The sequence below is a fragment of the Rhodococcus sp. MEB064 genome (assembly GCF_000834565.1).
GTDB lineage: Bacteria > Actinomycetota > Actinomycetes > Mycobacteriales > Mycobacteriaceae > Rhodococcoides.
This window is the reverse complement of the sequence record NZ_JXQS01000031.1, coordinates 11860-33628: the sequence shown is the minus strand read 5'-3', so window position 1 is coordinate 33628 and position 21769 is coordinate 11860. Positions and strand designations below refer to the sequence as shown.

Genomic DNA, 21769 nt, shown 5'->3' with positions numbered 1-21769 from the left:
CGGTGTGTAACGCCGGGACGGGTTGCGGCGACATGGTGTGTGAGACCGTGCCGGTCCGTCAGACCCCCGACCCGACGGACCGGCACGGTCTCGCTGTCGTTCGAGTCAGGACCGCCCGCGCTCGCCTCGGTACCAGCTGATCAGAGCGGCGGTCGACGAGTCCAGATCCGCGCCGGGACCGGCGTCGTCCGTCAGCACGGGAGTCAACTCCTGGGCCTGAGTCTTCCCCAGCTCGACACCCCACTGGTCGAACGAGTCGATCCCGAAGACGACACCTTCGACGAACACCTGATGCTCGTAGAGGGCGATCAACTGACCCACGACCGACGGCGTGAGCTTCGGCGCGAGGATCGACGTGGACGGCCTGTTACCGGGCATCACCTTGTGCGGCACGATGTCCGCGTCCGTACCCTCCTCGGCGATCTCCTCGGCGGTCTTGCCGAAGGCCAGCACCTTCGTCTGGGCGAAGTAGTTGCTCATCAACAGGTCGTGCATGCTGCCGGTACCGTCCGCGGTGGGCAGGTCGTCCGTCGGCTCGGCGAAGCCGATGAAGTCCGCCGGCACCAGGCGCGTTCCCTGGTGCAACAGTTGGTAGAAGGCATGTTGGCCGTTGGTTCCCGGCTCGCCCCAGAAGATCTCACCCGTCGCCGTCGTGACGGGGGATCCGTCCGCACGCACCGATTTGCCGTTGGACTCCATCGTCAGCTGCTGCAGGTACGCCGCGAACCTGTTCAGATCGTTCGAGTACGGCAACACCGCGCGCGACTGTGCGCCGAAGAAGCTCGAGTACCAGACGCCCAGGGTTCCCAGCAGCACCGGCGCGTTGGCCTCGAGAGGCGCCTCGCGGAAGTGCTGATCGATCAGGTGGAAACCGGCGAGGAAGTCGGCGAACGCGTCGCGTCCGACGGTGATCATCACCGACAGGCCGATGGCGGAGTCCACCGAGTAGCGGCCACCCACCCAGTCCCAGAACCCGAACATGTTGGCCGTGTCGATGCCGAAGTTCGACACCTTCTCCGCATTGGTCGACACCGCGACGAAGTGCTGGGCCACCGCGTCGTCACCCAGCGCGGCGGTCAGCCAGCGGCGTGCGGCGGTGGCATTCGTGAGGGTCTCGAGGGTGCCGAAGGTCTTGGACGCGACGATGAACAGCGTCGACGCCGGGTCGAGGTCGGCCAGCGCGCCGGTCAGGTCGGCGGGGTCGACGTTCGAGACGAACCTCGCCGAGATGCCGGCGTCCGCGTAGTGGCGCAGTGCCTGGTAGACCATCACCGGTCCGAGGTCGGAACCGCCGATGCCGATGTTGACGACGGTGCGGATCTTCTCACCGGTCGCGCCCGTCCATTCGCCGGACCGCACGCGGTCGGTGAAGTCGCCCATGCGCCCCAGAACCTCGTGTACGTCGGACACCACGTCCTGCCCGTCGACCTCGAGCGTCGCGTCCGCGGGCAGGCGCAGAGCGGTGTGCAGGACCGCCCGGTTCTCGGACGTGTTGATGTGTTCTCCGGCGAACATCGCGTAACGACGGCCCGTGACATCCGCGGCGCGGGCCAGGTCGAGCAGCAGCTCCAGCGTCTCCCGCTCCACTCGATGCTTGCTGTAGTCGATGTAGAGGTCACCGGCCGTCACCGTCAGTTCGGTTCCGCGCGAGGGGTCGTCGGCGAAGAACTGACGGAGGTGACGGTCGGCCACCGTCCGGTGATGGGCTTCGAGCTTGCTCCAGGCCTCGGTGCGTGTGATGTCGGCGCTCATGGTTGTCGACACTAATCGCTGGACGATGCTGCCGTGCGGGTGTGCGTGACGATCCGGTGAGGTCGGGGTAGACACACATCAGGAGCGACGTCGGCCCGATCGGGCGACGCGCCGCGATCGAAAGGGTGACACACATGGCGCAGCCGAACGAACAGCCTGCCGGAACCACGAAGGAGAAGGACCTGATCGCGTCGGTCCCCACGAAGTTGTGGATCGGTGGCAAGCAGGTCGACGCCGAGAACGGGGCGACGTTCGCCGTGCGTGACCCGTCGACGGGCGAGGTGCTCACCGAGGTGTCCGACGCGAGTCCCGCGGACGCGGCCCGCGCACTCGACGAGGCCGTCGCGGCGCAGAAGTCCTGGGCGGCGACGCCGGCACGGCAGCGAGGGGAGATCCTGCGGGCGGTGTTCGAGTCCATCACCGAGAACGCGGACGACATCGCGTTGCTGATGACCCTCGAGATGGGCAAGGCGTTCGCGGAGAGTCAGGCCGAGGTGAAGTACGGCGGTGAATTCTTCCGCTGGTTCTCGGAGGAGGCCGTGCGCATCGCCGGGCGGTACACCCCGGCTCCGGCGGGCAACGGGCGGATCCTGGTGACCAAGCAACCTGTCGGACCGGTCCTGGCGATCACACCGTGGAACTTCCCCCTCGCGATGGGCACGCGCAAGATCGGCCCGGCGCTGGCGGCCGGGTGCACGATCCTGGTGAAGCCGGCGTCGGAAACCCCACTGACCATGCTGTATCTGGCCAAGCTGATCTCCGAGGCGGGACTGCCCGAGGGTGTTCTCTCGGTGTTGCCGACGTCCAAGTCCAGCGCTGTGACCGGGCCGCTGATCGAGGACCCACGTCTGCGAAAGCTGACCTTCACCGGCTCCACCGAGGTGGGTCGGATGCTCGTGGAGAAGTCGTCGAAGCATCTGCTGCGCACGTCCATGGAGCTCGGTGGCAACGCGCCGTTCGTCGTCTTCGACGACGCCGACATCGACGCGGCCGTCGAGGGCGCCATGTTGGCGAAGATGCGCAACGGCGGTGAGGCCTGCACCGCGGCGAACCGCTTCCACGTGCAGAACTCGGTGAAGGACGAGTTCGTCGCCAAGGTCACGGAGAAGATGAAGACCATGACTCTCGGCCGTGGCAGCGATCCCGCGACCAAGCTGGGACCGTTGATCAACTCGGACCAGCGCGACACGGTCGCGGAACTGGTGGACGACGCGGCATCGAAGGGCGCCACCGTGGCGCTCGGTGGACAGGCGGAGGACGGTCCGGGGTGGTTCTACCCGGCGACGGTGCTCAGCGACCTGCCGGCGGACGCGCGCATTCTCAGCGAGGAAGTGTTCGGACCGGTTCTCGCCGTGCGCGGATTCGAGACGGAACAGGACGGCATCGATGCGGCGAACGACACGGAATTCGGCCTGGCTGCCTACATCTTCACTCGGGACCTCGACCGTGCGCTCCGCGTGGCGGAGTCGCTGGAGACCGGAATGGTGGGCGTCAATCGCGGGGTGATCTCCGACGCGGCCGCACCGTTCGGTGGGATCAAGGCGTCGGGATTCGGGCGAGAGGGCGGAAGCGAGGGGATCGAGGAATACCTCGAGACCAAGTACATCGCCCTTCAGTGACACTCACGGGAACCGCCCGATGCGGGCGGTTCCCGGTGGTGGTTCAGTGACCGAGGCGGCCACGGCCGAGGCGGAGCAGGAGCATGGCCAGAGTGTGGCCCTCCTGGCCGAGCTCGCTGAAGCGCTGGAGCACCTTCATCTCACGGCTGTGCACGAGGCGAGGCCCACCCTGTGCCATGCGGGTCTGGCCGATCGCTCGGGAGATCTCCGAGCGTCGCTTGACTGCCGCGAGGATCTCGGCGTCGAGGCGATCGATCTCCTTGCGGAGTTCGTCGATCTCGGCCTCCGACGTCGGCAGATCGGCCGTCGGGCGGTCCGCGTCGTCCGCGGAGGTCTTCGACTCGGTCGATGCTGCTCCGGCGTCGCGGTTGGTGTCCACTGCTGCGCTCATATCAACTCCTCGTGTCGAAACGTGTGTCGTTCCGATGCCACGTTCCGTTACGTAGATTCCGAATATTGTCTTCTCGGGTCGTGAAATCCCTGGTCGTCGTCATGCAGGACCACTGACGCAGCACGTCCCGCGAAGAGAGCCTCGCAACACTATGCCCGGTCCGGCCGTCGGTAAAGAACCGAAGGTCCCGTGCACTGCGCCTCGACCGTGCATTCACGAGGTCCTGCGGGGCTCACCTCAGGGATTCGGTGCAGGCGTCCCGGGTGATGGTGCTGCCCGCCCTGCGATGTCGGTGTGGTTCTGTCGGGGTGCGCCGGTAACCTGGACAGACGATGAACACTCAGTCACCCGCGCGCGCCACTCGACCCTCTGACCAGCTTCTCGAGGGGCTCAACCCTCAGCAGCGGGAGGCGGTGATGCACTCCGGGTCACCGTTGCTCATCGTCGCGGGAGCGGGGTCGGGCAAGACGGCGGTGCTGACGCGTCGGATCGCCTATCTGCTCGCGGAGAGAGATGTCACACCCGGCCAGATTCTCGCGATCACGTTCACCAACAAAGCTGCCGCAGAAATGCGGGAGCGCGTCGTGGGACTCGTCGGTCCGCGAGCCAATTTCATGTGGGTCAGTACATTCCACTCGAGTTGTGTCCGCATTCTTCGGAGCCAGGCTGCCCTGCTGCCGGGGCTCAACTCCAACTTCTCGATCTACGACGCGGACGATTCACGCCGTCTGCTGACGATGATCGGCAAGGACTTGCAGCTCGATCCCAAGAAGTTCTCGTCGAGGCTGCTCGCCACCCAGATCTCCAACCTGAAGAACGAGCTGATCGATCCGGATCAGGCCGTGTCCGACGCGGAGAAGGATCCGGCGGAGCTTCCGGCGATCATCGCCAAGGTGTACGGGCACTACCAGCAGCGCCTGCGCGCGGCCAACGCCTTCGACTTCGACGATCTGATCGGTGAGACCGTCGCGCTGCTGCAGAGTCATCCCGACGTCGCGGAGTACTACCGGCGCCGCTTCCGCCATGTCCTCGTCGACGAGTACCAGGACACCAACCACGCCCAGTACATGCTGGTGCGTGAGCTGGTGGGGACCGACTCGGAAGCGGGCGCCGTCCCGCCGAGCGAGCTGTGCGTGGTGGGTGACGCGGACCAGTCCATCTATGCGTTCCGCGGCGCCACGATCCGCAACATCGAGGAATTCGAACGCGACTATCCCGATGCCCGCACCATCCTGCTCGAGCAGAACTACCGCTCGACGCAGACGATCCTGGCTGCCGCCAACGCGGTGATCGCCCGCAACACCAACCGTCGTGACAAGCGCCTGTGGACCGACACCGGGGACGGCGATCCCATCATCGGTTACGTCGCCGACAACGAGCACGACGAGGCCAAGTTCGTCGCGTCGGAGATCGACCGACTGGTCGACGGCACGGACTACAAGTACTCCGACGTGGCGGTGTTCTACCGGACGAACAATTCGTCCCGCGCTCTCGAGGAGATCTTCATCCGACTCGGCCTGCCGTACAAGGTCGTCGGCGGTGTCCGCTTCTACGAGCGCAAGGAAGTTCGGGACATCGTCGCGTACCTCAGGGTGCTGGCCAACCCCGACGACACGGTCAGCATGAGGCGCATCCTGAACACGCCGCGCCGCGGTATCGGTGACCGCGCCGAAGCGTGCGTCGCGGTCCATGCGGAGCGGAAGAACATCAGCTTCAACGCCGCGTTGCTCGATGCCGCCGCCGGCACTGTCTCGTTGCTCAACACGCGCGCGCAGAACGCGATCGCTTCGTTCATGGAGATGATCGACGAACTGCGCGCGACGATGACGGCCACCGATGCCGACGGCAACGACGTCGCGGACATCGGCGACATCGTCGAGGCAGTCCTCGACCGCACGCGGTACCGCGCCGAACTCGAAGCCAGCTCCGATCCCCAGGACGGCGCCAGGCTCGACAACCTGAACGAACTCGTCAGCGTCGCACGGGAATTCAGTGCCGACGCGCGCAATCTGCAGGGGCTCGAGGAGTCCGACATCAACGCCGATCTCGACGAGGACGACGGGCAGGACACCGACGGCATCGCCGAACCCGGATCGCTCGCGGCCTTCCTCGAACGCGTGTCCCTCGTTGCCGACACGGACCAGATCCCGGACAACGGCGACGGCGTCGTCACGCTGATGACGCTGCACACCGCCAAGGGCCTCGAATTTCCGGTCGTGTTCGTCACCGGCTGGGAGGACGGTCAGTTCCCGCACATGCGTGCGCTGGGAGACCCTGCCGAACTGTCCGAGGAACGCCGCCTCGCCTATGTGGGAATCACCCGCGCCCGGCACCGCCTGTATCTGACGCGCGCCATCATGCGATCCGCGTGGGGTCAGCCGATCAACAACCCGGAATCCCGCTTCCTGCAGGAGGTTCCGCAGCATCTCATCGACTGGAAGCGCGAGGATCCCGGCGTCGGCAGCGGTGGATTCGGGTCCAGCGGTGGCTCCGGGTCGTCGCGTCAGCGCGACTGGACGTCCAATCCGCGCGGCGGATGGTCCGGCGGATCGTCACCCTCTGCGACACCCACGCCGAGCTTCGGCAAGGCGCGGACCAACAACACCCTCGTGCTGGCTGTGGGTGACCGCGTGAGCCACGACAAGTACGGACTGGGCACGGTCGTGGAGTCGGAAGGGTCCGGTCAGCGTGCGATGGTGCTCATCGACTTCGGGACGTCCGGGCGCGTGAAGATGATGCTCATCGGCGGAGTGCCGATGACGAAGCTGTAGGAAGAGGAAAGGGCCGGGCGCGAGAAACTAGTCGCGCTCGGCGCCGAGGCTGATGCCGCGCGAGGCCAGCCACGGGAGCGGGTCGATCTTGCTGTCGCCCGCGAGGTGAACTTCGAAGTGCAGGTGGGGTCCGGTGGACTGGCCACGGTTACCCATCTTCGCGATCTCGTCGCCGGCCATGACGGTCTGACCGACCTGGACCTCGGACGAGTCGATGTGTCCGTAGACGGTGATCGTGCCGTCGGCGTGCTGCAACCGGATCCAGAGACCGAAGCCGGCCGCGGGGCCGGAGTCGATGACGGTTCCGTCCGCCACTGCGTGGACGGGCGTGCCGATGGCGTTGGCGATGTCGACGCCGGCGTGCAGCGTTCCCCATCGTGAGCCGAAGCCGGAGGTGTAGGTGCCGATGGCGGGGAGAGCGAACAGGGGGCGCCGTGCGGCTGCCTCGCGAGCTTCGCGTTCCTCGCTGAACCGCTGTCCCTTGGCCAGCAACTCGGAGAACTGTCCGAGGTCGACCGGGGTGGCGATGTTGAGGATCTGGGGTGCTGCCGACGTGGACGGCGCGGTGACCGGCGCTCCGGTGGAGGTGGCCGTCGGGATGGAGTCGACGTGGGACGTGTCGGTGACGATGCCGGCGGTCGATGCTGCGGGAACGGCGGCGATCGCTGCTGCGGGAGCTTGCCCTGCAGCCAGTGCGTACTCCGATGTCTCGGAACGCTCGGCCGGCTGCGCGTTGTCGACGGCTGCCTGGCCGGCTGCGACGACGGCACCGGCTGCGACGGCGACGACCGCCACGCGGCCTTTGAGGGCCGACGGGGGAGCGGGGATGCGGTGAGCTCCGGTGCGCTTGACGGTCGTCTCGTCGACGATGGTCGCTGCAACCGGGGGAGTCACGAGGAACGTGGTGGCGGGAACCGAGCGCCGCTGACGCCGGTCGGCCTCGGACGAGGCGACGTAGGCAGGGGCACTGGCTGCGTAGTCGTCCGATTCGTGTGTGCGGTCCCACGGTGACGACGGAAGGTCGTCGGCAGCGCTGCCGAGGCTGACGATGTCCAGCGAACCTGTGTCGACGAGGTGCCCGTTGCCTGCAGCCGGGGTGAACACGGTGCGGTCGGCGGAGAAGCTGTTGTCTGCGGAGTCGTCTGCGACGAAGCGAGATCGTGTGAAGGGGGTGCGGTGGTGCTGCAAGACCTACCGTCCTCCTAATTCGTGACCTGCCCGTGATGTGGAACCTCGTGGACGGTAACGAAACGGTTGCGGGCGGCGCAAGCCAAACGGGACCTGGCCACTGATTTGTGAGGTGGCTCACAGTTTGTCCTGGCGAAACTCGAGGAAGTGTCCCGACGACGAAGCGGCGCGGATGTCCATCGAGCTGTGATCGGGCCGAGACCCGTTACCGTCGATCATCGTGACACAGCCGACACAGTTCGTATCCCGTGCGCGGGTCACGGTCCCCGTCGCCCTCACCGTGATCGCGGCTGCCGCGGTATCGCTCGCGCCCGTGATCGGGGTCGTGAGCAGTTCCGACGGCAGTGCAGTCGGTGGGCCCGGCACCGCGGCCGCGCTCACATCGGCGCTCGTGTGGATCCTGGTCGCCGTCGTCGCGCTCTTCGCGCTCGCCCGAGGCAGAACCCTCCTTGCCGGGGCAGTGGTCACCGCTGTGGGTGCCATGTCGTTGGGCATGGCGGTCGCCGACGTCCAACTCTTCGCGTCCGCGATCGACGCGGATCGGCTCGAATTGTTCCGTCCGGTCACTGCCGCCGAGTTGTCACCCGGTCCGGGCTCGGTCGCGGTCCTCCTCGGCCATCTCGTGGTCGTCGCCGCGGGAGTCCTCGCCATGGTCGCGGCATCGAGGTCGGACGACGCTCCGTTCGACGACGGCCGGCCGGCATCTGCCTCCGCAGTGGCACTGGGCATCGCCGGCGCGTTGGCCGTCGCCGCGTCGTTCGTGCTGCCGTCCTTCGTCAGCAGCGATCCGGTGTTCCTTGCTCCTGCGTTGGTGGCCGGTCCGATTCTTCTCGCCGTCGGCGGCGCACTGTGTGCGGTGACAGCACTGGTGGCGTGCGCGGTGGCGCTGACATCGTCGAGTCGTGAGGTGGCGGCCGGGGTTCTGGCGGGGACAGCACTGGCCGCCGCGTCCGTCGCCCTGGTGCGGGTGGTCGGTGCGGGCGGCGCCGGTGACCGCATCGGCATCGCTCCGGGCCCGGTGGTGGGCGTCGTGGGTGTTCTCGCCCTGGCCCTGGCGGCGCTCGTCGTCGCGCGATCCGGCGGGGCGGTCGAGTCCGCAGCGCCACGGGTCGCCCGCGCTGTCGTCAGTATCTCGCGCCGACACGTGATCGCCGGGGCGGCGACCGTCGTCACGGGCCTGGTCCTGGGTGCGAGCGCGCTGCTGCCGCTGCTCACCGCCCCCGGCGGACGTCAGCCCGCCGTGGCCGGTGAGCGACCGGTACTGCTGTTCGCTCTGGTGACCGTCGTCGTCGGCGTGGTGCTGTTCTTCTCCGAGTTCGCCCCGGCGGTACGGCCCGCCGCGGCGCTGATCGTCGTCGGCCACCTCGCACTGTCCTTCGCGGTGCTGCAGGCCGTGGTGTTGGGCGTCGGCATCGACGGGGTGGGCGTCGGGTCCGGCGGATGGTTGCTGCTGCTCGGCGTCGCGACGGGTGTGCTCGCCGTGATCTCGATCGGAGTGGCGGGCGCCTCGGAACGTGACGGCGTCGATACGAGCGACGTGGAACCCGCAGCGCGCGGGGTGGCCGTGGCAGCGGGTATCGCCGCAGCCGTGTCCGTCGTCGGGTTGCTTCTCCCCGTGTACGACATCGACGGTGACGCGGCCGGGTGGATCGGTTCACTGCCCTGGGGATGGGACGTGTGGGGCCGGCTGGTGTTGGCCGTCGCGGTGGGCGTCGCCGCCGTGGTCGTGACGCGGGCGCGACCGGCACGTGGCGCGGCACTCGAGGTTGGAGCCGGAATTGCCCTGGCCGCGGTCGCATGCAGCGCTCTCGTCGGCGATGCGGACGCAGCGATCACCCCCTCGTCGGGTGCGCTCGTCTGCGGGGTCGGCGCTGTGGCGTCCGCGCTGGTAGGCGGCCTGCTGTTTCGTACTGGCGAGTAGGTCCGATCGGCGACCGGTGATCTGAACCACAAGATGTACGGGGCGCCGATATCGACATATCCGGGAAAGTTACAGTCGCAAGTCGGACCCGCTCCTACCCCTCGAGCGGGCGTCAACGCAGACGAGATGGTGAGCTGATGGATCTCTTCGAATACCAGGCGAAGGAACTCTTCGCCAAGCACGAGGTTCCGACGTCGGCAGGACGTGTCACCGACACGGTTGCCGGTGCACGACAGATTGCCGAAGAAATCGGCAAGCCCGTCATGGTCAAGGCCCAGGTGAAGGTCGGCGGCCGCGGCAAGGCCGGCGGCGTGAAGTACTCCAAGGACGTCGCCGAGGCCGAGGCGAACGCGGAAGCGATCCTCGGACTCGACATCAAGGGCCACGTCGTCAAGAAGCTTCTCGTCGCGGAAGCCAGCGACATCGCGGAGGAGTACTACATCTCCTTCCTGCTCGACCGCACGAACCGCACCTACCTCGCGATGTGTTCCGTCGAGGGTGGTGTCGAGATCGAGGTGACCGCCGAGGAGAACCCCGACGCGCTCGCCCGCATCCCCGTCGACGCCGTCAAGGGTGTCGACCTCGCCTTCGCGCGCCAGATCGCCGAAGCCGGCAAGCTTCCCGCCGAGGTGCTCGACGCCGCGGCCAACACGATCCAGAAGCTGTGGGAAGTCTTCATCAACGAAGACGCCCTCCTCGTCGAGGTGAACCCCCTGGTTCGTACCCCGAACGACGAGATCCTGGCGCTCGACGGCAAGGTCACGCTGGACGCCAACGCGGACTTCCGTCAGAAGGGCCACGCCGAGTTCGAGGACGCCGACGCGGCGGACCCACTCGAAGCGAAGGCCAAGGAGAACGACCTCAACTACGTCAAGCTCGACGGACAGGTCGGCATCATCGGAAATGGTGCCGGACTGGTCATGTCGACCCTCGACGTCGTCGCCTACGCCGGTGAGGCGCACGGCGGAGTCAAGCCCGCCAACTTCCTCGACATCGGCGGCGGCGCCTCGGCCGAGGTCATGGCCGCAGGGCTCGACGTCATCCTCGGCGACGAGCAGGTCAAGAGCGTGTTCGTCAACGTCTTCGGCGGAATCACCTCGTGCGACGCGGTTGCCAACGGCATCGTCGGCGCTCTGAAGACGCTGGGCGACACCGCCTCCAAGCCGCTGGTCGTCCGCCTGGACGGCAACAAGGTCGAAGAAGGCCGGAAGATTCTCGCCGATGCTGCGCACCCGTTGGTGACACTGGCCGAGACCATGGACGAAGGCGCCGACAAGGCCGCCGAGCTGGCTGCGAAGTAGAGGGCACCGAAACTATGTCTATTTTCCTGAACAAGAACAACAAGGTCATCGTCCAGGGCATCACCGGCGGCGAGGGCACGAAGCACACCGCCCTGATGCTCAAGGCCGGCACCCAGGTCGTCGGCGGCGTCAACGCTCGCAAGGCCGGAACCACGGTCAAGCACACCGCAGCCGACGGTTCCGACGTCGAGCTGCCCGTGTTCGCCAGCGTTGCCGAGGCCATGGAGAAGACCGGAGCCGACGTGTCCATCGCGTTCGTGCCGCCGGCATTCTCCAAGGACGCCATCGTCGAGGCCATCGACGCCGAGATCCCGCTGCTCGTCGTCATCACCGAGGGAATCCCGGTGCAGGACAGCGCGTACGCGTGGGCCTACAACGTCGAGAAGGGCAAGAAGACCCGCATCATCGGGCCGAACTGCCCCGGCATCATCACGCCCGGCGAGGCTCTGGTCGGCATCACGCCCGCCAACATCGCCGGCAAGGGACCCATCGGCCTCGTCTCGAAGTCGGGCACCCTGACCTACCAGATGATGTTCGAGCTCCGTGACTTCGGTTTCTCCACCGCCATCGGCATCGGCGGCGACCCGGTCATCGGCACCACGCACATCGATGCCATCGAGGCGTTCGAGAACGATCCCGACACCGAGATCATCGTCATGATCGGTGAGATCGGTGGCGACGCCGAAGAGCGTGCGGCCGACTACATCAAGGCGCACGTCACCAAGCCCGTCGTCGGATACGTCGCCGGCTTCACCGCTCCCGAGGGCAAGACCATGGGCCACGCCGGCGCCATCGTCTCCGGCTCGCTGGGAACGGCGCAGGCCAAGAAGGACGCCCTCGAGGCGGCCGGTGTCAAGGTCGGCAAGACGCCGTCCGAGACCGCTGCCCTCGCGCGCGAGATCCTCGAGAAGAAGTAGTCACTTCATCTCTCACACGAGGGAGGCCGGTTTCCCGCTCGGGAAGCTTGCCTCCCTCGTGTCGTTCCGGGGGACTACCGTCGAGGTATGAGCATTCCCGCGACTCACTCTGCCATCGTCTCCACGGAACCCGGCTCCGTCGACGCCGACTCGTCGTTCGTGCAGATCGAGCGAGAGACACCCTCTCCCACCGGCTTCGACATCCTCGTGCGTGTCGACGCGGTGTCCGTCAATCCGGTGGACACGAAGGTTCGCTCGTCCTTCGAACCGTCCGACGGCCCGAAAGTCCTCGGTTTCGACGCCGTCGGTGAGGTCGTCGCGGTCGGTGCCGACGCTCGGGTGTACGTGCCGGGCGATCGAGTGTTCTACGCGGGATCCATCGCTCGGGACGGCAGCAACGCCGAGTACCAACTCGTCGACGAGCGGATCGTCGGCCACGCGCCGTCGTCATTGTCCGCTGCGGACGCCGCGGCCGTGCCGCTGACCGCCATCACCGCCTGGGAATCGCTGTTCGTCCGGCTCGGGCTCGGAAAAGACAGCACCGGAACGCTTCTCGTGATGGGAGCCGCCGGAGGTACCGGGTCGATGGTCATCCAGCTCGCCCGGGCACTGACCTCGCTCACCGTCGTGGCCGCGGCATCCCGCGGTGAGTCCCGCGACTGGGCAACGGACATGGGCGCACATCACGTCGTGGATCGGCACTCGCTCGTGGACGAGGTCGGTGCCCTGGCGCCGGACGGCGTCGAGTACGTGTTCTCCCCGTTCTCCGATGGCAATGTCGACGCCTACGCCGCGGTGATGGCGGTGCACGGTCAGGTCGTCGCGATCGACGACCCGGTCGGCCTCGACCTGATGCCGTTGAAGGCGAAAAGCCAGACCTGGCACTGGGAACTGATGTTCACGGTGCCGTTGTCATTGCCCGAGAGCACATCTCAGCGCGCCATCCTCGACGAGGTCTCGCGCCTCATCGACGATGGGACGTTGCGAAGCACCCGCACCACCACGCTGTCGCCTCTCGACGTGGACACCCTGCGGGACGCGCACCGACGGGTGGAAAGCGGCGGCACCATCGGCAAGGTGGTCGTCGTTCGGTAGATCAGTCGACCGGGGAGACCCTGACGAGATTGCCGTCGGGGTCGGAGACCACGAATGTGCGGCCGAAGACAGCGTCATGCGGCTTCTCGACGACACGGACTCCTTTCGAGACCCAGTTCGCGAAGACCTCGTCGACGGCAGACCCTGATCCCGGCACCATCAGTCCGACCTCGGTCGTGCGCGGGGTGTCCGGGGCCACGTGTTCGCCGTAGCCGGTCCACAGTGCGAACAAGACGCCAGGAGCTACATGGAAAGCGACATATCGAGGGCTGGTGAAGGTCGGTTCGATCTCGAACAGGTCGCTGTAGAAACTGGTGGCGGCCTCGGCGTCGCGGACGCCGATCAAGAACAGGTTCGGTGCGGGCATGGAGCGCTCCTCGATTTGGTGAATTCTCGGTACCGCCACAGTTCACCGACTTATCACGACAGAACCTGTCACCTTTTCTGTGAAGATCGGACGCATGAAGGCTTCCCGGTTGCTGCATCTCTTGTTGTTACTGCAGACCCGCCAGCGCACCACCACAACCGAGCTCGCCGCGCGACTGGAAGTATCGCGCCGGACGGTGCTGCGGGACGTCGAGGCCCTGTCGGCAGCAGGAGTGCCTGTGTATGCCGAACGTGGCCGCAGCGGTGGGATCGTCCTGCTCCCCGGTGCGCGGCTCAACGCATCCCATCTGGAACCACCGGAGTTGGAAGCCCTCTCCCTGGCGGGTCTGGACAGCGCACAACGTGAGCGCATGGGCGTGTCGGCGATGTGGGAGTCGGCAGCACGCAAGATCGCCGCCCGCCAGGCCGCAACACCCACGGGCACCTGCCCGCTGCGACTGGCGGACCTCGTGGTGGTGGACAGCGCCCCGTGGTTCGCCGATTCGGAAACAGCGGTCGACGTCGCCGATCTGGCATCGGCCCTGCGGCACCGCCGCCGACTGCGAATCCGATACCGGCGTAGCGCCGAGAGTGAAGCCTCGACGCGTGTGGTCGACCCGTACGGGATCGTGGCGAAGTCCGGCCGCTGGTATCTCGTCGCCGACTACCGAGGAGATGGCCGGCTGTTCGCTCTGGACCGACTATCGGCCTTCGAACTACTCGACGCGCCAGTCTCTCTCCCACCTGACGAAACCCTCCGTTCCAGATGGGCCGCGTTGAAGGAACGCACCGAGGGGCGAGGTCGTGTCAGCGTGACCTTTCGACTGCCGGAAGACCGTCTCGACCTGGCGCGGCGCATCCTCGGTACCCGCATCCACGACGTATCCGATCCGGAAAACGGAACATGCACCGTCGTTGTCGGCTACCCCGACATCGAGTCGGTGCGTCAACTGCTCCAGTTCGGCGACCACATCGACATCCTCGCCCCGGAGGCAGCCCGCGTACGCATCAGCCAACTCGCGAGAATCCTGGCCGAAAGGCTCTCGGCCTCATCCAGTTGACCGCCGATCGACATGCCGCGAGCTGGAGCGCACCCGACTGCGTGACCCGAAAGTATGTCGGTGGGTTGGGTTACTGTGTGGTCAGGTCGTCGGGGGGCGGCCTGATCGGGCATCACCGGGGGGTGAATTCGTGTACGACGCAACAGTTTCCGTCGATGTGCTGGTGTCGGCGAAGGTCGACGCCCAGGCTTCGTTCGCTCGTACCGTCGCCGCGTCGTGCTCCTACGTTCACGAGGAGTCGCGGCGCCCCGCGGTGCTCGGGCCCGGTGGGGTGTTCGACGCCGATGCCGCCGAGGCGTGCGCGGTGGCGGAGGTCGCGTCGGCATTGTCGGTGTCCACGGGCACGGTCACCGAGTGGCTGTTCCTGATTCGTACGGCTCGGCCGGCGGTGCAGGAAGCGTTCGCTGCGGGCCGGTTGGCGTACGCGGCGTTCCGCACGGTGTGCCGATCCCTTGCCGGGGTCCCGAACGCCACCGAAGCATTACTGCAACGGGTGATTGCTGCCGCATCGAGGTGCACTCCGGGTGCGGTGGCGGCGGCGATCGACCGGATCCTCGCCGAGTTCGACGCGGAGTGGCACCGGGTCGTCCGTGAGCGGGCTGCGCTGGAGCGGGCGGCGACGGTGCGGAAACTGCCTCGCGGTGAGGCGGAGCTGATCCTTCGTGGTCCGGCGGAGAAGGTCGCCGGGATGTGGCGGAACATCGCCGCTGCTGCTGCGCGGGGGGTGACGGATCCGACGTCGTTGCGGGCTCGGTTGTTCGACGCCGCGCACGCACTTCTGACCGGGGCCGTGCCGAATGAACCGGCCAACCATGCGGTCATCGTTCTCGACGCCGCCACCGCAGCAGGGTTGGCGGGGGAACCCGGTCACCTCGTCGGCTGGGGACCGGTCCCGGCGGATGCGGCCCGGAGAATTGCCGAAGATGCGACGTGGCAAGCACTCATCACCGCCGCGCAGGACAGCGAACACCACCCACCAGACCCGGAGCACGATCCACCGGTTCCGGTCGACGGCAGGGAAGTTCGCCGCACCCGCCGCATGCCAGCAGGCTGGACCCCGACCACGGGGAAACTGGGAAGCACGAAAGCCAGGAAGGTGAGGGAGCAGGTCGAGTACCTCCGCACGCTCCCACCATCAGCGTTGGACCGTGCCGTCGACAACCCGGACGGCCACGGGGGCTTCGCCGTGCCTCCGGACGGAGCACTGGCATACCGGCCGTCCGAGGCGGTCGCAGCACTGGTGACAGCGCTGTATTCGACGTGCGTACATCCGGGGTGCGCCGTACCGAGTGAAGACTGCGACCTCGACCACGTCGTCCCGTTCGATCACACCGAACCACGCAAGGGCGGCTGGACCGTCACCGGCAACCTCGAACCCCTGTGTCGCCGGCACCACGGACTGAAAACCCGCCGGCAGTGGCATTACCGCATGCTGCGGGACGGCATCGTCCACATCCGCGATTCCCACGGCAACGACTACCTCACCGCACCCGGCGAGTGAACCAACTGTTCGAATCACCCCGAGTGCAACGGTGGTTCAGCCGCGAGGTGGACGGTTCACTTCCCGTCATGACGATCACTGACAATCGCCCCGCCGGCGTCGCCACCGAACCGCGCTGGACCACCGTCCCCACCACCTCCGCAGAGTGGATCGAGCGAGCGCACGAGGTCGCCGCAATCCTGGCTGTCGACGCCGTCGCACGCGACCGGGCAACCGAAGCGCCTCATGCCGAGGTGGCGTTGCTCAAGGAATCCGGTCTGGTGACGATTCTCGGTCCTACCGAGTTCGGAGGCGGCGGACAGACGTGGGAGACCGCCTACCAGGTCATTCGCGCGGTAGCGGCCGCCGACGGTTCTATCGGTCAGCTTCTCGGATATCACCTGCTGTGGTTCTGGGCGGCACGGCTGGTCGGGACGAAGGAGCAGATCGCTGCGGTCGAGCAGGCTGCCACCGAGAACGCCTGGTTCTTCGGCGGTGCCGTCAACCCGCGTGACAACGACGTGGAGATCACCGACGAGGGTGACTCGATCGTCTACCACGGCGCCAAGACCTTCTCCACGGGCAGCCGAGTCTCCGACGTCACTGTCCTCGAAGGTGTCCTCGCGGGCACCGATACCCACGTGTTCGCGATCGTGCCGTCCGACTCGGACGGCCTGACCTTCCACGACGACTGGGACAACATCGGCCAGCGTCGCACCGAAAGCGGCAGTGTCACCATCGATCACGTGCGTACCGACTGGAGCTCGGCCGCCGGCTTCCGGGACAAGGCCTTCGAGCCGCGCGTCTACAACACGCTGAACGTTCCGATCATCCAGCTCGTGTTCGTGAACTTCTACCTCGGCATCGCCCGCGGCGCCCTCGACACCGCTGCCGACTACACCCGCACCACGACCCGGGCCTGGTTGCACAGCACTGTCGACAACGCGCTCGACGAGCCGTACATCATCGATCTCTACGGTGATCTGACCGCGAAGCTCTGGGCCGCAGAGGCTCTCGCCGATGCGGTGGCGGCGGAGCAGCAGCGGATCCACGACAATGCCTGGACCGTTACCGAGCACGAGCGGGGCGAGCACGAGGTGCGCGTGGCCGCGGCGAAGGCGCGGGCCACCGAGGTCGCGCTCGAGATCACCTCCGGCATCTTCGAAGGACTCGGCGCACGCGCAACGGCGTCCAGCCATGGCTTCGACCGGTTCTGGCGCAACGTGCGCACGCACACCCTGCACGACCCGGTCGCCTACAAGCGCCGCGAGGTGGGGCGCCACGTCCTCACCGGTGAGCTTCCGCAGCCTACCTGGTACTCCTGAAACTACATGTCGCGCAACATCATCGAACCGAGGACTGCATGAGTACCGAAGGAATTTCCGACGAGATCAAGTTCGCCTACTGGGTGCCCAACGTCAGTGGCGGGCTGGTCACCAGTGACATCGAGCAGCGCACCAGCTGGGAGTTCGAATACAACAAGAAGCTCGCTCGGACGGCGGAGAACAACGGCTTCGAGTACGCGCTGAGTCAGGTCCGGTACGAGGCCAGCTACGGCGCCGAATTCCAGCACGAGTCCACGAGCTTCAGCCTCGCACTGCTTCTCGCGACCGAACGCCTCAAGGTGATCGCCGCCGTACACCCCGGGCTGTGGCAGCCGGCGGTCCTGGCGAAACTAGGTGCGACAGCGGACCATCTGTCCAACGGCCGATTCGCCGTCAACGTCGTGAGTGGATGGTTCAAGGACGAGTTCACCCACCTCGGTGAGCCGTGGCTCGAACACGACGAGCGGTACCGTCGAAGCGCCGAATTCCTTCAGGTCCTGCGGAAGATCTGGACCGAGGACGACGTCGACTTCCGGGGCGACTTCTACCGCATCCACGACTTCACGTTGAAGCCCAAGCCGTTGAACACGGCCGAGCGTCCGAATCCGGAACTCTTCCAGGGTGGTAATTCGGCTGCGGCACAGCAGAACGCGGGCAAGTACTCCGACTGGTACTTCTCCAACGGCAAGGACTTCGACGGAGTCACCGGCCAGCTCGACAACATCCGTACCGTCGCGCGTGCGCACCAGCGGGAAGTGAAGTTCGGACTCAACGGCTTCGTGATCGCACGCGACAGCGAGAAGGAAGCACGCGACACGCTTCGCGAAATCATCGAGAAGGCCAACAAGCCGGCTGTGGAGGGGTTCCGAGGTGCAGTGCAGCAGGCGGGCAACTCGACCGCCGACAAGCAGGGCATGTGGGCGGACTCGACGTTCGAGGACCTGGTGCAGTACAACGACGGCTTCAAGACGCAGCTGATCGGCACCCCGGAGCAGGTGGCCACTCGCATCGTCGACTACCGCGACCGTGGCGTCGACTTGATCCTGGGCGGTTTCCTCCACTTCCAGGAGGAGATCGAGTACTTCGGGGAGAAGGTTCTGCCCCTCGTCCGCGAGATCGAGGCGTCGCGGTCGAAGGACCGGGAGCCTGTCGGGGTGTCCTGAGACTCGGTCGATCGGCCGATCCCACCGTCCGTACTGTGAAGGGTCGAACGCGAAGAGAACCGAGGAAGAGGAATCGAGATGACCTTCTCACCCGAGGGAACCGACCCCCGCATGCAGTCGGCGGAGGCGGGCGGCGACAGCACCACGGACCGATCGGCCCTTGTCGCTCCCGCTCCCGAGTCGACGGATCCGACGTCGGGAGACACGGAATCGTCGACGAACGAGCGCGTCGCCGCGAGAACGAAGCAGGTAGGCCGAATCGCCTCGTATGTCGTCATCGGCACGGGCGTGCTGGCCTTCCTTCTCGGCCTGTCCGCGCAGTTCGCGCTCGGTGGGGATTCCTCGAACTTCTTCGAGCGTGAACTCGGGGACCCCACCGCCGTCGCGCTGTTGCTGCTCGCGGCGCTGGTCACCGCCGGGGGACTGCTACCCAAGCAGAAGGCCTCCGCGGTCCTGGTGGCAGCGCTGTCCATGACCGCGCTGTTCACGCTGATCTTCCAGCTGTTCAACCGGGGCGCCGCCTTCACGGCGTTCGGTGACGCGGTGCGTGTCGGGGTCGGAATCGGGTCGATCCTGGTTCTGATTCTCGCGGTACTGCAGGTCGTGGCGTCGGTCGGCTCGTTGCTGATCGAGTCCGGTGTCGTCACGGTGCCGGCGCCGCGTGAAGCTCGTCCCGCCCAGCCGTTCGGACAGCCGCAGGGCTACAACCAGCCCCAGGGTTACGGCCAGCAGGGATACGGACAGCAGCCCTACGGCCAGCCGCAACCGGGTGCGTACTCCCAGCAGGGCTACGGCCAGCCCCAGGGGTACAACCAGCCGCAGGGGTACGGCCAGCCCCAGGGGTACGGCCAGCCCCAGGGGTACGGACAGCCGCAGGGATACGGCCAGCCCTACGGTCAGCAGGGCTACGGCCAGCCACAGGGATACGGATCTCCCTACGGTGCGCCGACCGAGCGGTACGGACAGCCTGTCGGTTCCGCGCCCGTGAACACCGCACCCGCGCACGCAGCGCCACAGACAGATGCAGCGCCCCGGACCGATCCAGCGCCCCAGACCGATCCATCACCGCAGGCGCCGCCGAGCGACCAGGGTCAGTCCGACGATCGAGCACAGTCCGAGCCCGACGGCGCCGCACCCGAGGCCACGCGAGCCCTCGACTTCGGTCAGCGCCCGGACGACCGCACCTGATCGGTTCGGCGCGCCTCGGTCCGGAGGTCGGTGTCCGGTGAGAACCTGATCGGTGATGACGTCTCTCCTCGACCGCGAACCTCACGCGCACGGCCGTTTCGGGCCGAGTCCCGACGAGGCCCGGATGCTGCTGCAGGTGGCATTCCGGCCCGTCGGTACGTTGCTGGCCCTTGTCACGGCCGTCGTGCTGGTGACGCTCGTATCCGCCAACAGTGATCTCACCGGCACGTTCGGTGCCCTGGCAGCCGTCTGGCTCGCGGTGCACCAGGTTCCTCTGGGCATCGCCGGCGCCACGCTGTCGGTACTTCCGCTGCTCGCCACGGCGCTCCTGGTGCGTGCCGTAGCGACCATCGTGGCCAAATCGGTCGACGAGTCGTCGACACGCCGCGACATCGCATGGGTAGTCGGCGCAGGTCTCGCGGGCCCGCTCGCCATGTCCGCGGTGATGCTCGCGATGATTCACGACGCGTCCACCGTCATCGCTCTGAGCACGCCCGACGCGCTCGCGACGTTCGGCTGGGTGCTCCTCGTGCACGGCATCGGCGTGCTGATCGGATGCATCCGCGGCACCTGGCCGTCGGTGATCCGTCTGGTCGACCTTCCGCCGTGGCTGGCAGCGTCGTTCGCGCCGGCAGCGCGCGCAGCCGCAGTGCTGCTCGCCGGTGGGAGTGTGCTGGTGGTTGCGTCGCTGATCATGTCGACGTCCACCCTCGGCACACTGATCGACTCGGGCGGCGGCATCGGGGGAGCGCTGGGGCTCACGGCAGTGTCCGTGCTCTACCTTCCCAACGTCGTCGTCGCGGCCGCCGCGGTCGTGACCGGCTCGGCAGCCCATGTCGGGGCGGCCACGGTGTCCCTGTTCGACACCGTCGGCGGCGAGATGCCGGCAGTACCGGTGCTGGCCGTCATGCCGGAGTCGGTGGCGCAGGCCTGGTGGCCGGTCATGCTCGTCGTTCCGGCCCTGGCCGCCGCCGTTCTCGGCCGGGCTGCGGCTCGTGCGACCACGTCCCTGGGTGACGCGCTGCGCTCCGCGGCCGCGGCGTCCGTCCTCGTCAGCGTCGGCTGTGTCGTCATCGGTGTGCTCGCAGGCGGAACCGTGGGAACGTTCGGTCATCTCGGCCTCGACGCCCCGCTGTTCGGCGTGACGGCCTTCGCGTGGAGCGTCGTCGTCGGCACCGGTGTCGCCGCCGTGGTCGCCTACCGGATGCGTCGCCACGACGAACACGGCTGGGACCGTGACCACGACGACGATGACCACGAAACCGGCTCGGACGCGGTCACCCTGGCAGAGCCGGCCGCACTGACCGCCGCACCGGCTGTCGCCGAGGACTCCGCGGACATCGTCGACGCAGAGGCAGACACTCCCGAAACCCCCGCTGCTCCCGAAACCCCCGCAGCTCCCGAAACCCCCGCCACTCCCGAAACCCCCGCTGCTCCCGAAACCCCCGAGTCTGCGGACGACGTCGTGGACGCCGAAATAGTCGAGCTGCCGACCGACGGCAAAGCCTGAGGAGCCGAGCCCGCTCGAGGCTCCGACAAGCGGCGGTCTAGGCTTCATCCCGTCCACGACCCGCTCGATCAGCCGAGGAGAAGCACGCTGTCTGCCCCGCGTTCGACGTCCACGCGGGACCTCCCGGCTCGTGTCGTCGTTCTCGCGTCGGGAATCGGTTCTCTGCTCCGCTCGCTCGTGGACGCCGCATCATCGCCCGAATACCCGGCCGACGTCGTCGCTGTCGTGGTCGACCGCCCGTGCGGCGCGGAATCGGTCGGCGTGCCGTGCAGCCGGATCGCGCCGGCCGACTACGACGACCGTGGTGCGTGGGACGTCGCTCTGGCCGATGCGGTCGCCGTCCATGAACCGGACCTCGTCGTCAGTGCGGGCTTCATGCGCATCCTCGGGCCCGCGTTCCTCTCCCGCTTCGGTGGTCGCGTCGTGAACACACACCCGGCGCTGTTGCCGTCGTTCCCTGGAGCGCACGCCGTCGCCGATGCTCTGGCGCACGGCGTCAAGGTCGCCGGGTCCACCGTGCACCTGGTGGACCACGGCGTCGACACCGGTCCCATTCTGGCGCAGGAAGCAGTGCCGGTGCTCGACGGCGACGACGAAGAGTCGCTGCACGAGCGCATCAAGATCGTCGAACGACGGCTGCTGATCGATGTGGTCGCAGCTGTCGCCGCACGTGGAGTCATCACCGATGGACGAAAGGCTCAGATCCCCAGTGAATAGCCCA

The 21769-nt window shown here is 67.1% G+C and carries 17 protein-coding genes; 13 read left to right on the top strand and 4 right to left on the bottom strand.

Annotated elements, in window-relative coordinates; all coding sequences use genetic code 11:
* Nucleotides 1-105 precede the first annotated feature (105 nt).
* Nucleotides 106-1752 (bottom strand): glucose-6-phosphate isomerase, encoded by a 1647-nt coding sequence (pgi, locus tag RU01_RS14840; RefSeq protein WP_042575347.1) that lies wholly within the window; start codon nt 1750-1752, stop codon nt 106-108.
* Between the two features lie 134 nt (nt 1753-1886).
* Between pgi and RU01_RS14835 the strand changes: the two genes are divergently transcribed.
* A complete protein-coding gene (locus tag RU01_RS14835) occupies nt 1887-3371 on the top strand; it encodes an NAD-dependent succinate-semialdehyde dehydrogenase (protein ID WP_042575346.1) in 1485 nt (494 codons plus the stop codon).
* A 43-nt stretch (nt 3372-3414) separates the two neighbouring features.
* On the opposite strand, the gene RU01_RS14830 is transcribed toward RU01_RS14835, so the two are convergent.
* Complete coding sequence (locus RU01_RS14830) at nt 3415-3762, bottom strand: chorismate mutase (RefSeq protein ID WP_042575345.1); 348 nt, start codon at nt 3760-3762, stop codon at nt 3415-3417.
* A 332-nt stretch (nt 3763-4094) separates the two neighbouring features.
* Here RU01_RS14830 and pcrA point away from each other — a divergent pair, with 332 nt between their 5' ends.
* Nucleotides 4095-6533: a DNA helicase PcrA gene (gene pcrA, locus RU01_RS14825; protein ID WP_042575344.1), complete on the top strand. Its 2439-nt coding sequence runs from the start codon at nt 4095-4097 to the stop codon at nt 6531-6533.
* Between the two features lie 27 nt (nt 6534-6560).
* Here the strand turns inward: pcrA and RU01_RS14820 are convergent, their stop codons facing one another.
* Nucleotides 6561-7721, bottom strand: coding sequence for a M23 family metallopeptidase (locus tag RU01_RS14820; protein WP_231568729.1), 1161 nt, complete (start codon nt 7719-7721; stop codon nt 6561-6563).
* 220 nt (nt 7722-7941) lie between these two features.
* Between RU01_RS14820 and RU01_RS14815 the strand changes: the two genes are divergently transcribed.
* From RU01_RS14815 to RU01_RS14800, 4 genes are all read left to right on the top strand, one after another.
* A complete protein-coding gene (locus RU01_RS14815) occupies nt 7942-9642 on the top strand; it encodes a hypothetical protein (RefSeq protein WP_052493300.1) in 1701 nt (566 codons plus the stop codon).
* Nucleotides 9643-9779: 137 nt separating this feature from the next.
* Nucleotides 9780-10943, top strand: coding sequence for an ADP-forming succinate--CoA ligase subunit beta (gene sucC, locus RU01_RS14810; protein ID WP_042575343.1), 1164 nt, complete (start codon nt 9780-9782; stop codon nt 10941-10943).
* 14 nt (nt 10944-10957) lie between these two features.
* Complete coding sequence (gene sucD / locus RU01_RS14805) at nt 10958-11860, top strand: succinate--CoA ligase subunit alpha (protein WP_027504157.1); 903 nt, start codon at nt 10958-10960, stop codon at nt 11858-11860.
* A gap of 87 nt (nt 11861-11947) precedes the next feature.
* A complete protein-coding gene (locus tag RU01_RS14800; protein WP_042575342.1) occupies nt 11948-12955 on the top strand; it encodes a zinc-binding alcohol dehydrogenase family protein in 1008 nt (335 codons plus the stop codon).
* A 1-nt stretch (nt 12956) separates the two neighbouring features.
* Here the strand turns inward: RU01_RS14800 and RU01_RS14795 are convergent, their stop codons facing one another.
* Nucleotides 12957-13322 (bottom strand): VOC family protein, encoded by a 366-nt coding sequence (locus tag RU01_RS14795; RefSeq protein WP_042575341.1) that lies wholly within the window; start codon nt 13320-13322, stop codon nt 12957-12959.
* Between the two features lie 94 nt (nt 13323-13416).
* On the opposite strand from RU01_RS14795, the gene RU01_RS14790 reads away from it, so the two are divergent.
* The 7 genes from RU01_RS14790 (at nt 13417) to purN (ending at nt 21765) form a co-directional block, all read left to right on the top strand.
* Nucleotides 13417-14382, top strand: coding sequence for a helix-turn-helix transcriptional regulator (locus RU01_RS14790; protein ID WP_042575373.1), 966 nt, complete (start codon nt 13417-13419; stop codon nt 14380-14382).
* Between the two features lie 130 nt (nt 14383-14512).
* Nucleotides 14513-15883 carry an HNH endonuclease signature motif containing protein gene (locus RU01_RS14785; RefSeq protein WP_156148932.1) on the top strand — a complete coding sequence of 457 codons (1371 nt, stop codon included), beginning with the start codon at nt 14513-14515 and terminating at the stop codon, nt 15881-15883.
* A gap of 68 nt (nt 15884-15951) precedes the next feature.
* Entirely contained in the window at nt 15952-17187 is a 1236-nt protein-coding gene (locus RU01_RS14780; protein WP_042575372.1) for an acyl-CoA dehydrogenase family protein, read from the top strand.
* Between the two features lie 38 nt (nt 17188-17225).
* On the top strand, nt 17226-18350 hold the full coding sequence (sfnG, locus tag RU01_RS14775; RefSeq protein WP_042575339.1) for a dimethylsulfone monooxygenase SfnG: 1125 nt from the start codon (nt 17226-17228) through the stop codon (nt 18348-18350).
* Between the two features lie 78 nt (nt 18351-18428).
* A complete protein-coding gene (locus RU01_RS23205) occupies nt 18429-19538 on the top strand; it encodes a DUF5336 domain-containing protein (protein ID WP_052493299.1) in 1110 nt (369 codons plus the stop codon).
* A 55-nt stretch (nt 19539-19593) separates the two neighbouring features.
* Nucleotides 19594-21048 carry a cell division protein PerM gene (locus RU01_RS23200; RefSeq protein WP_052493298.1) on the top strand — a complete coding sequence of 485 codons (1455 nt, stop codon included), beginning with the start codon at nt 19594-19596 and terminating at the stop codon, nt 21046-21048.
* Between the two features lie 87 nt (nt 21049-21135).
* A complete protein-coding gene (purN, locus tag RU01_RS14760; protein WP_042575338.1) occupies nt 21136-21765 on the top strand; it encodes a phosphoribosylglycinamide formyltransferase in 630 nt (209 codons plus the stop codon).
* The last annotated feature ends 4 nt before the right edge of the window (nt 21766-21769 follow it).

Bases quoted from the DNA above. Each gene is read 5' to 3' on its own strand.
- RU01_RS14800 (WP_042575342.1), top strand. From the start codon at position 11,948: ATGAGCATTCCCGCGACTCACTCTGCCATCGTCTCCACGGAACCCGGC.
- pgi (WP_042575347.1), bottom strand. From the start codon at position 1,752: ATGAGCGCCGACATCACACGCACCGAGGCCTGGAGCAAGCTCGAAGCC.
- RU01_RS14795 (WP_042575341.1), bottom strand. From the start codon at position 13,322: ATGCCCGCACCGAACCTGTTCTTGATCGGCGTCCGCGACGCCGAGGCC.
- RU01_RS14780 (WP_042575372.1), top strand. From the start codon at position 15,952: ATGACGATCACTGACAATCGCCCCGCCGGCGTCGCCACCGAACCGCGC.
- RU01_RS23205 (WP_052493299.1), top strand. From the start codon at position 18,429: ATGACCTTCTCACCCGAGGGAACCGACCCCCGCATGCAGTCGGCGGAG.
- sfnG (WP_042575339.1), top strand. From the start codon at position 17,226: ATGAGTACCGAAGGAATTTCCGACGAGATCAAGTTCGCCTACTGGGTG.
- sucC (WP_042575343.1), top strand. From the start codon at position 9,780: ATGGATCTCTTCGAATACCAGGCGAAGGAACTCTTCGCCAAGCACGAG.
- sucD (WP_027504157.1), top strand. From the start codon at position 10,958: ATGTCTATTTTCCTGAACAAGAACAACAAGGTCATCGTCCAGGGCATC.
- RU01_RS14835 (WP_042575346.1), top strand. From the start codon at position 1,887: ATGGCGCAGCCGAACGAACAGCCTGCCGGAACCACGAAGGAGAAGGAC.
- RU01_RS14830 (WP_042575345.1), bottom strand. From the start codon at position 3,762: ATGAGCGCAGCAGTGGACACCAACCGCGACGCCGGAGCAGCATCGACC.
- RU01_RS14790 (WP_042575373.1), top strand. From the start codon at position 13,417: ATGAAGGCTTCCCGGTTGCTGCATCTCTTGTTGTTACTGCAGACCCGC.
- RU01_RS23200 (WP_052493298.1), top strand. From the start codon at position 19,594: ATGACGTCTCTCCTCGACCGCGAACCTCACGCGCACGGCCGTTTCGGG.
- pcrA (WP_042575344.1), top strand. From the start codon at position 4,095: ATGAACACTCAGTCACCCGCGCGCGCCACTCGACCCTCTGACCAGCTT.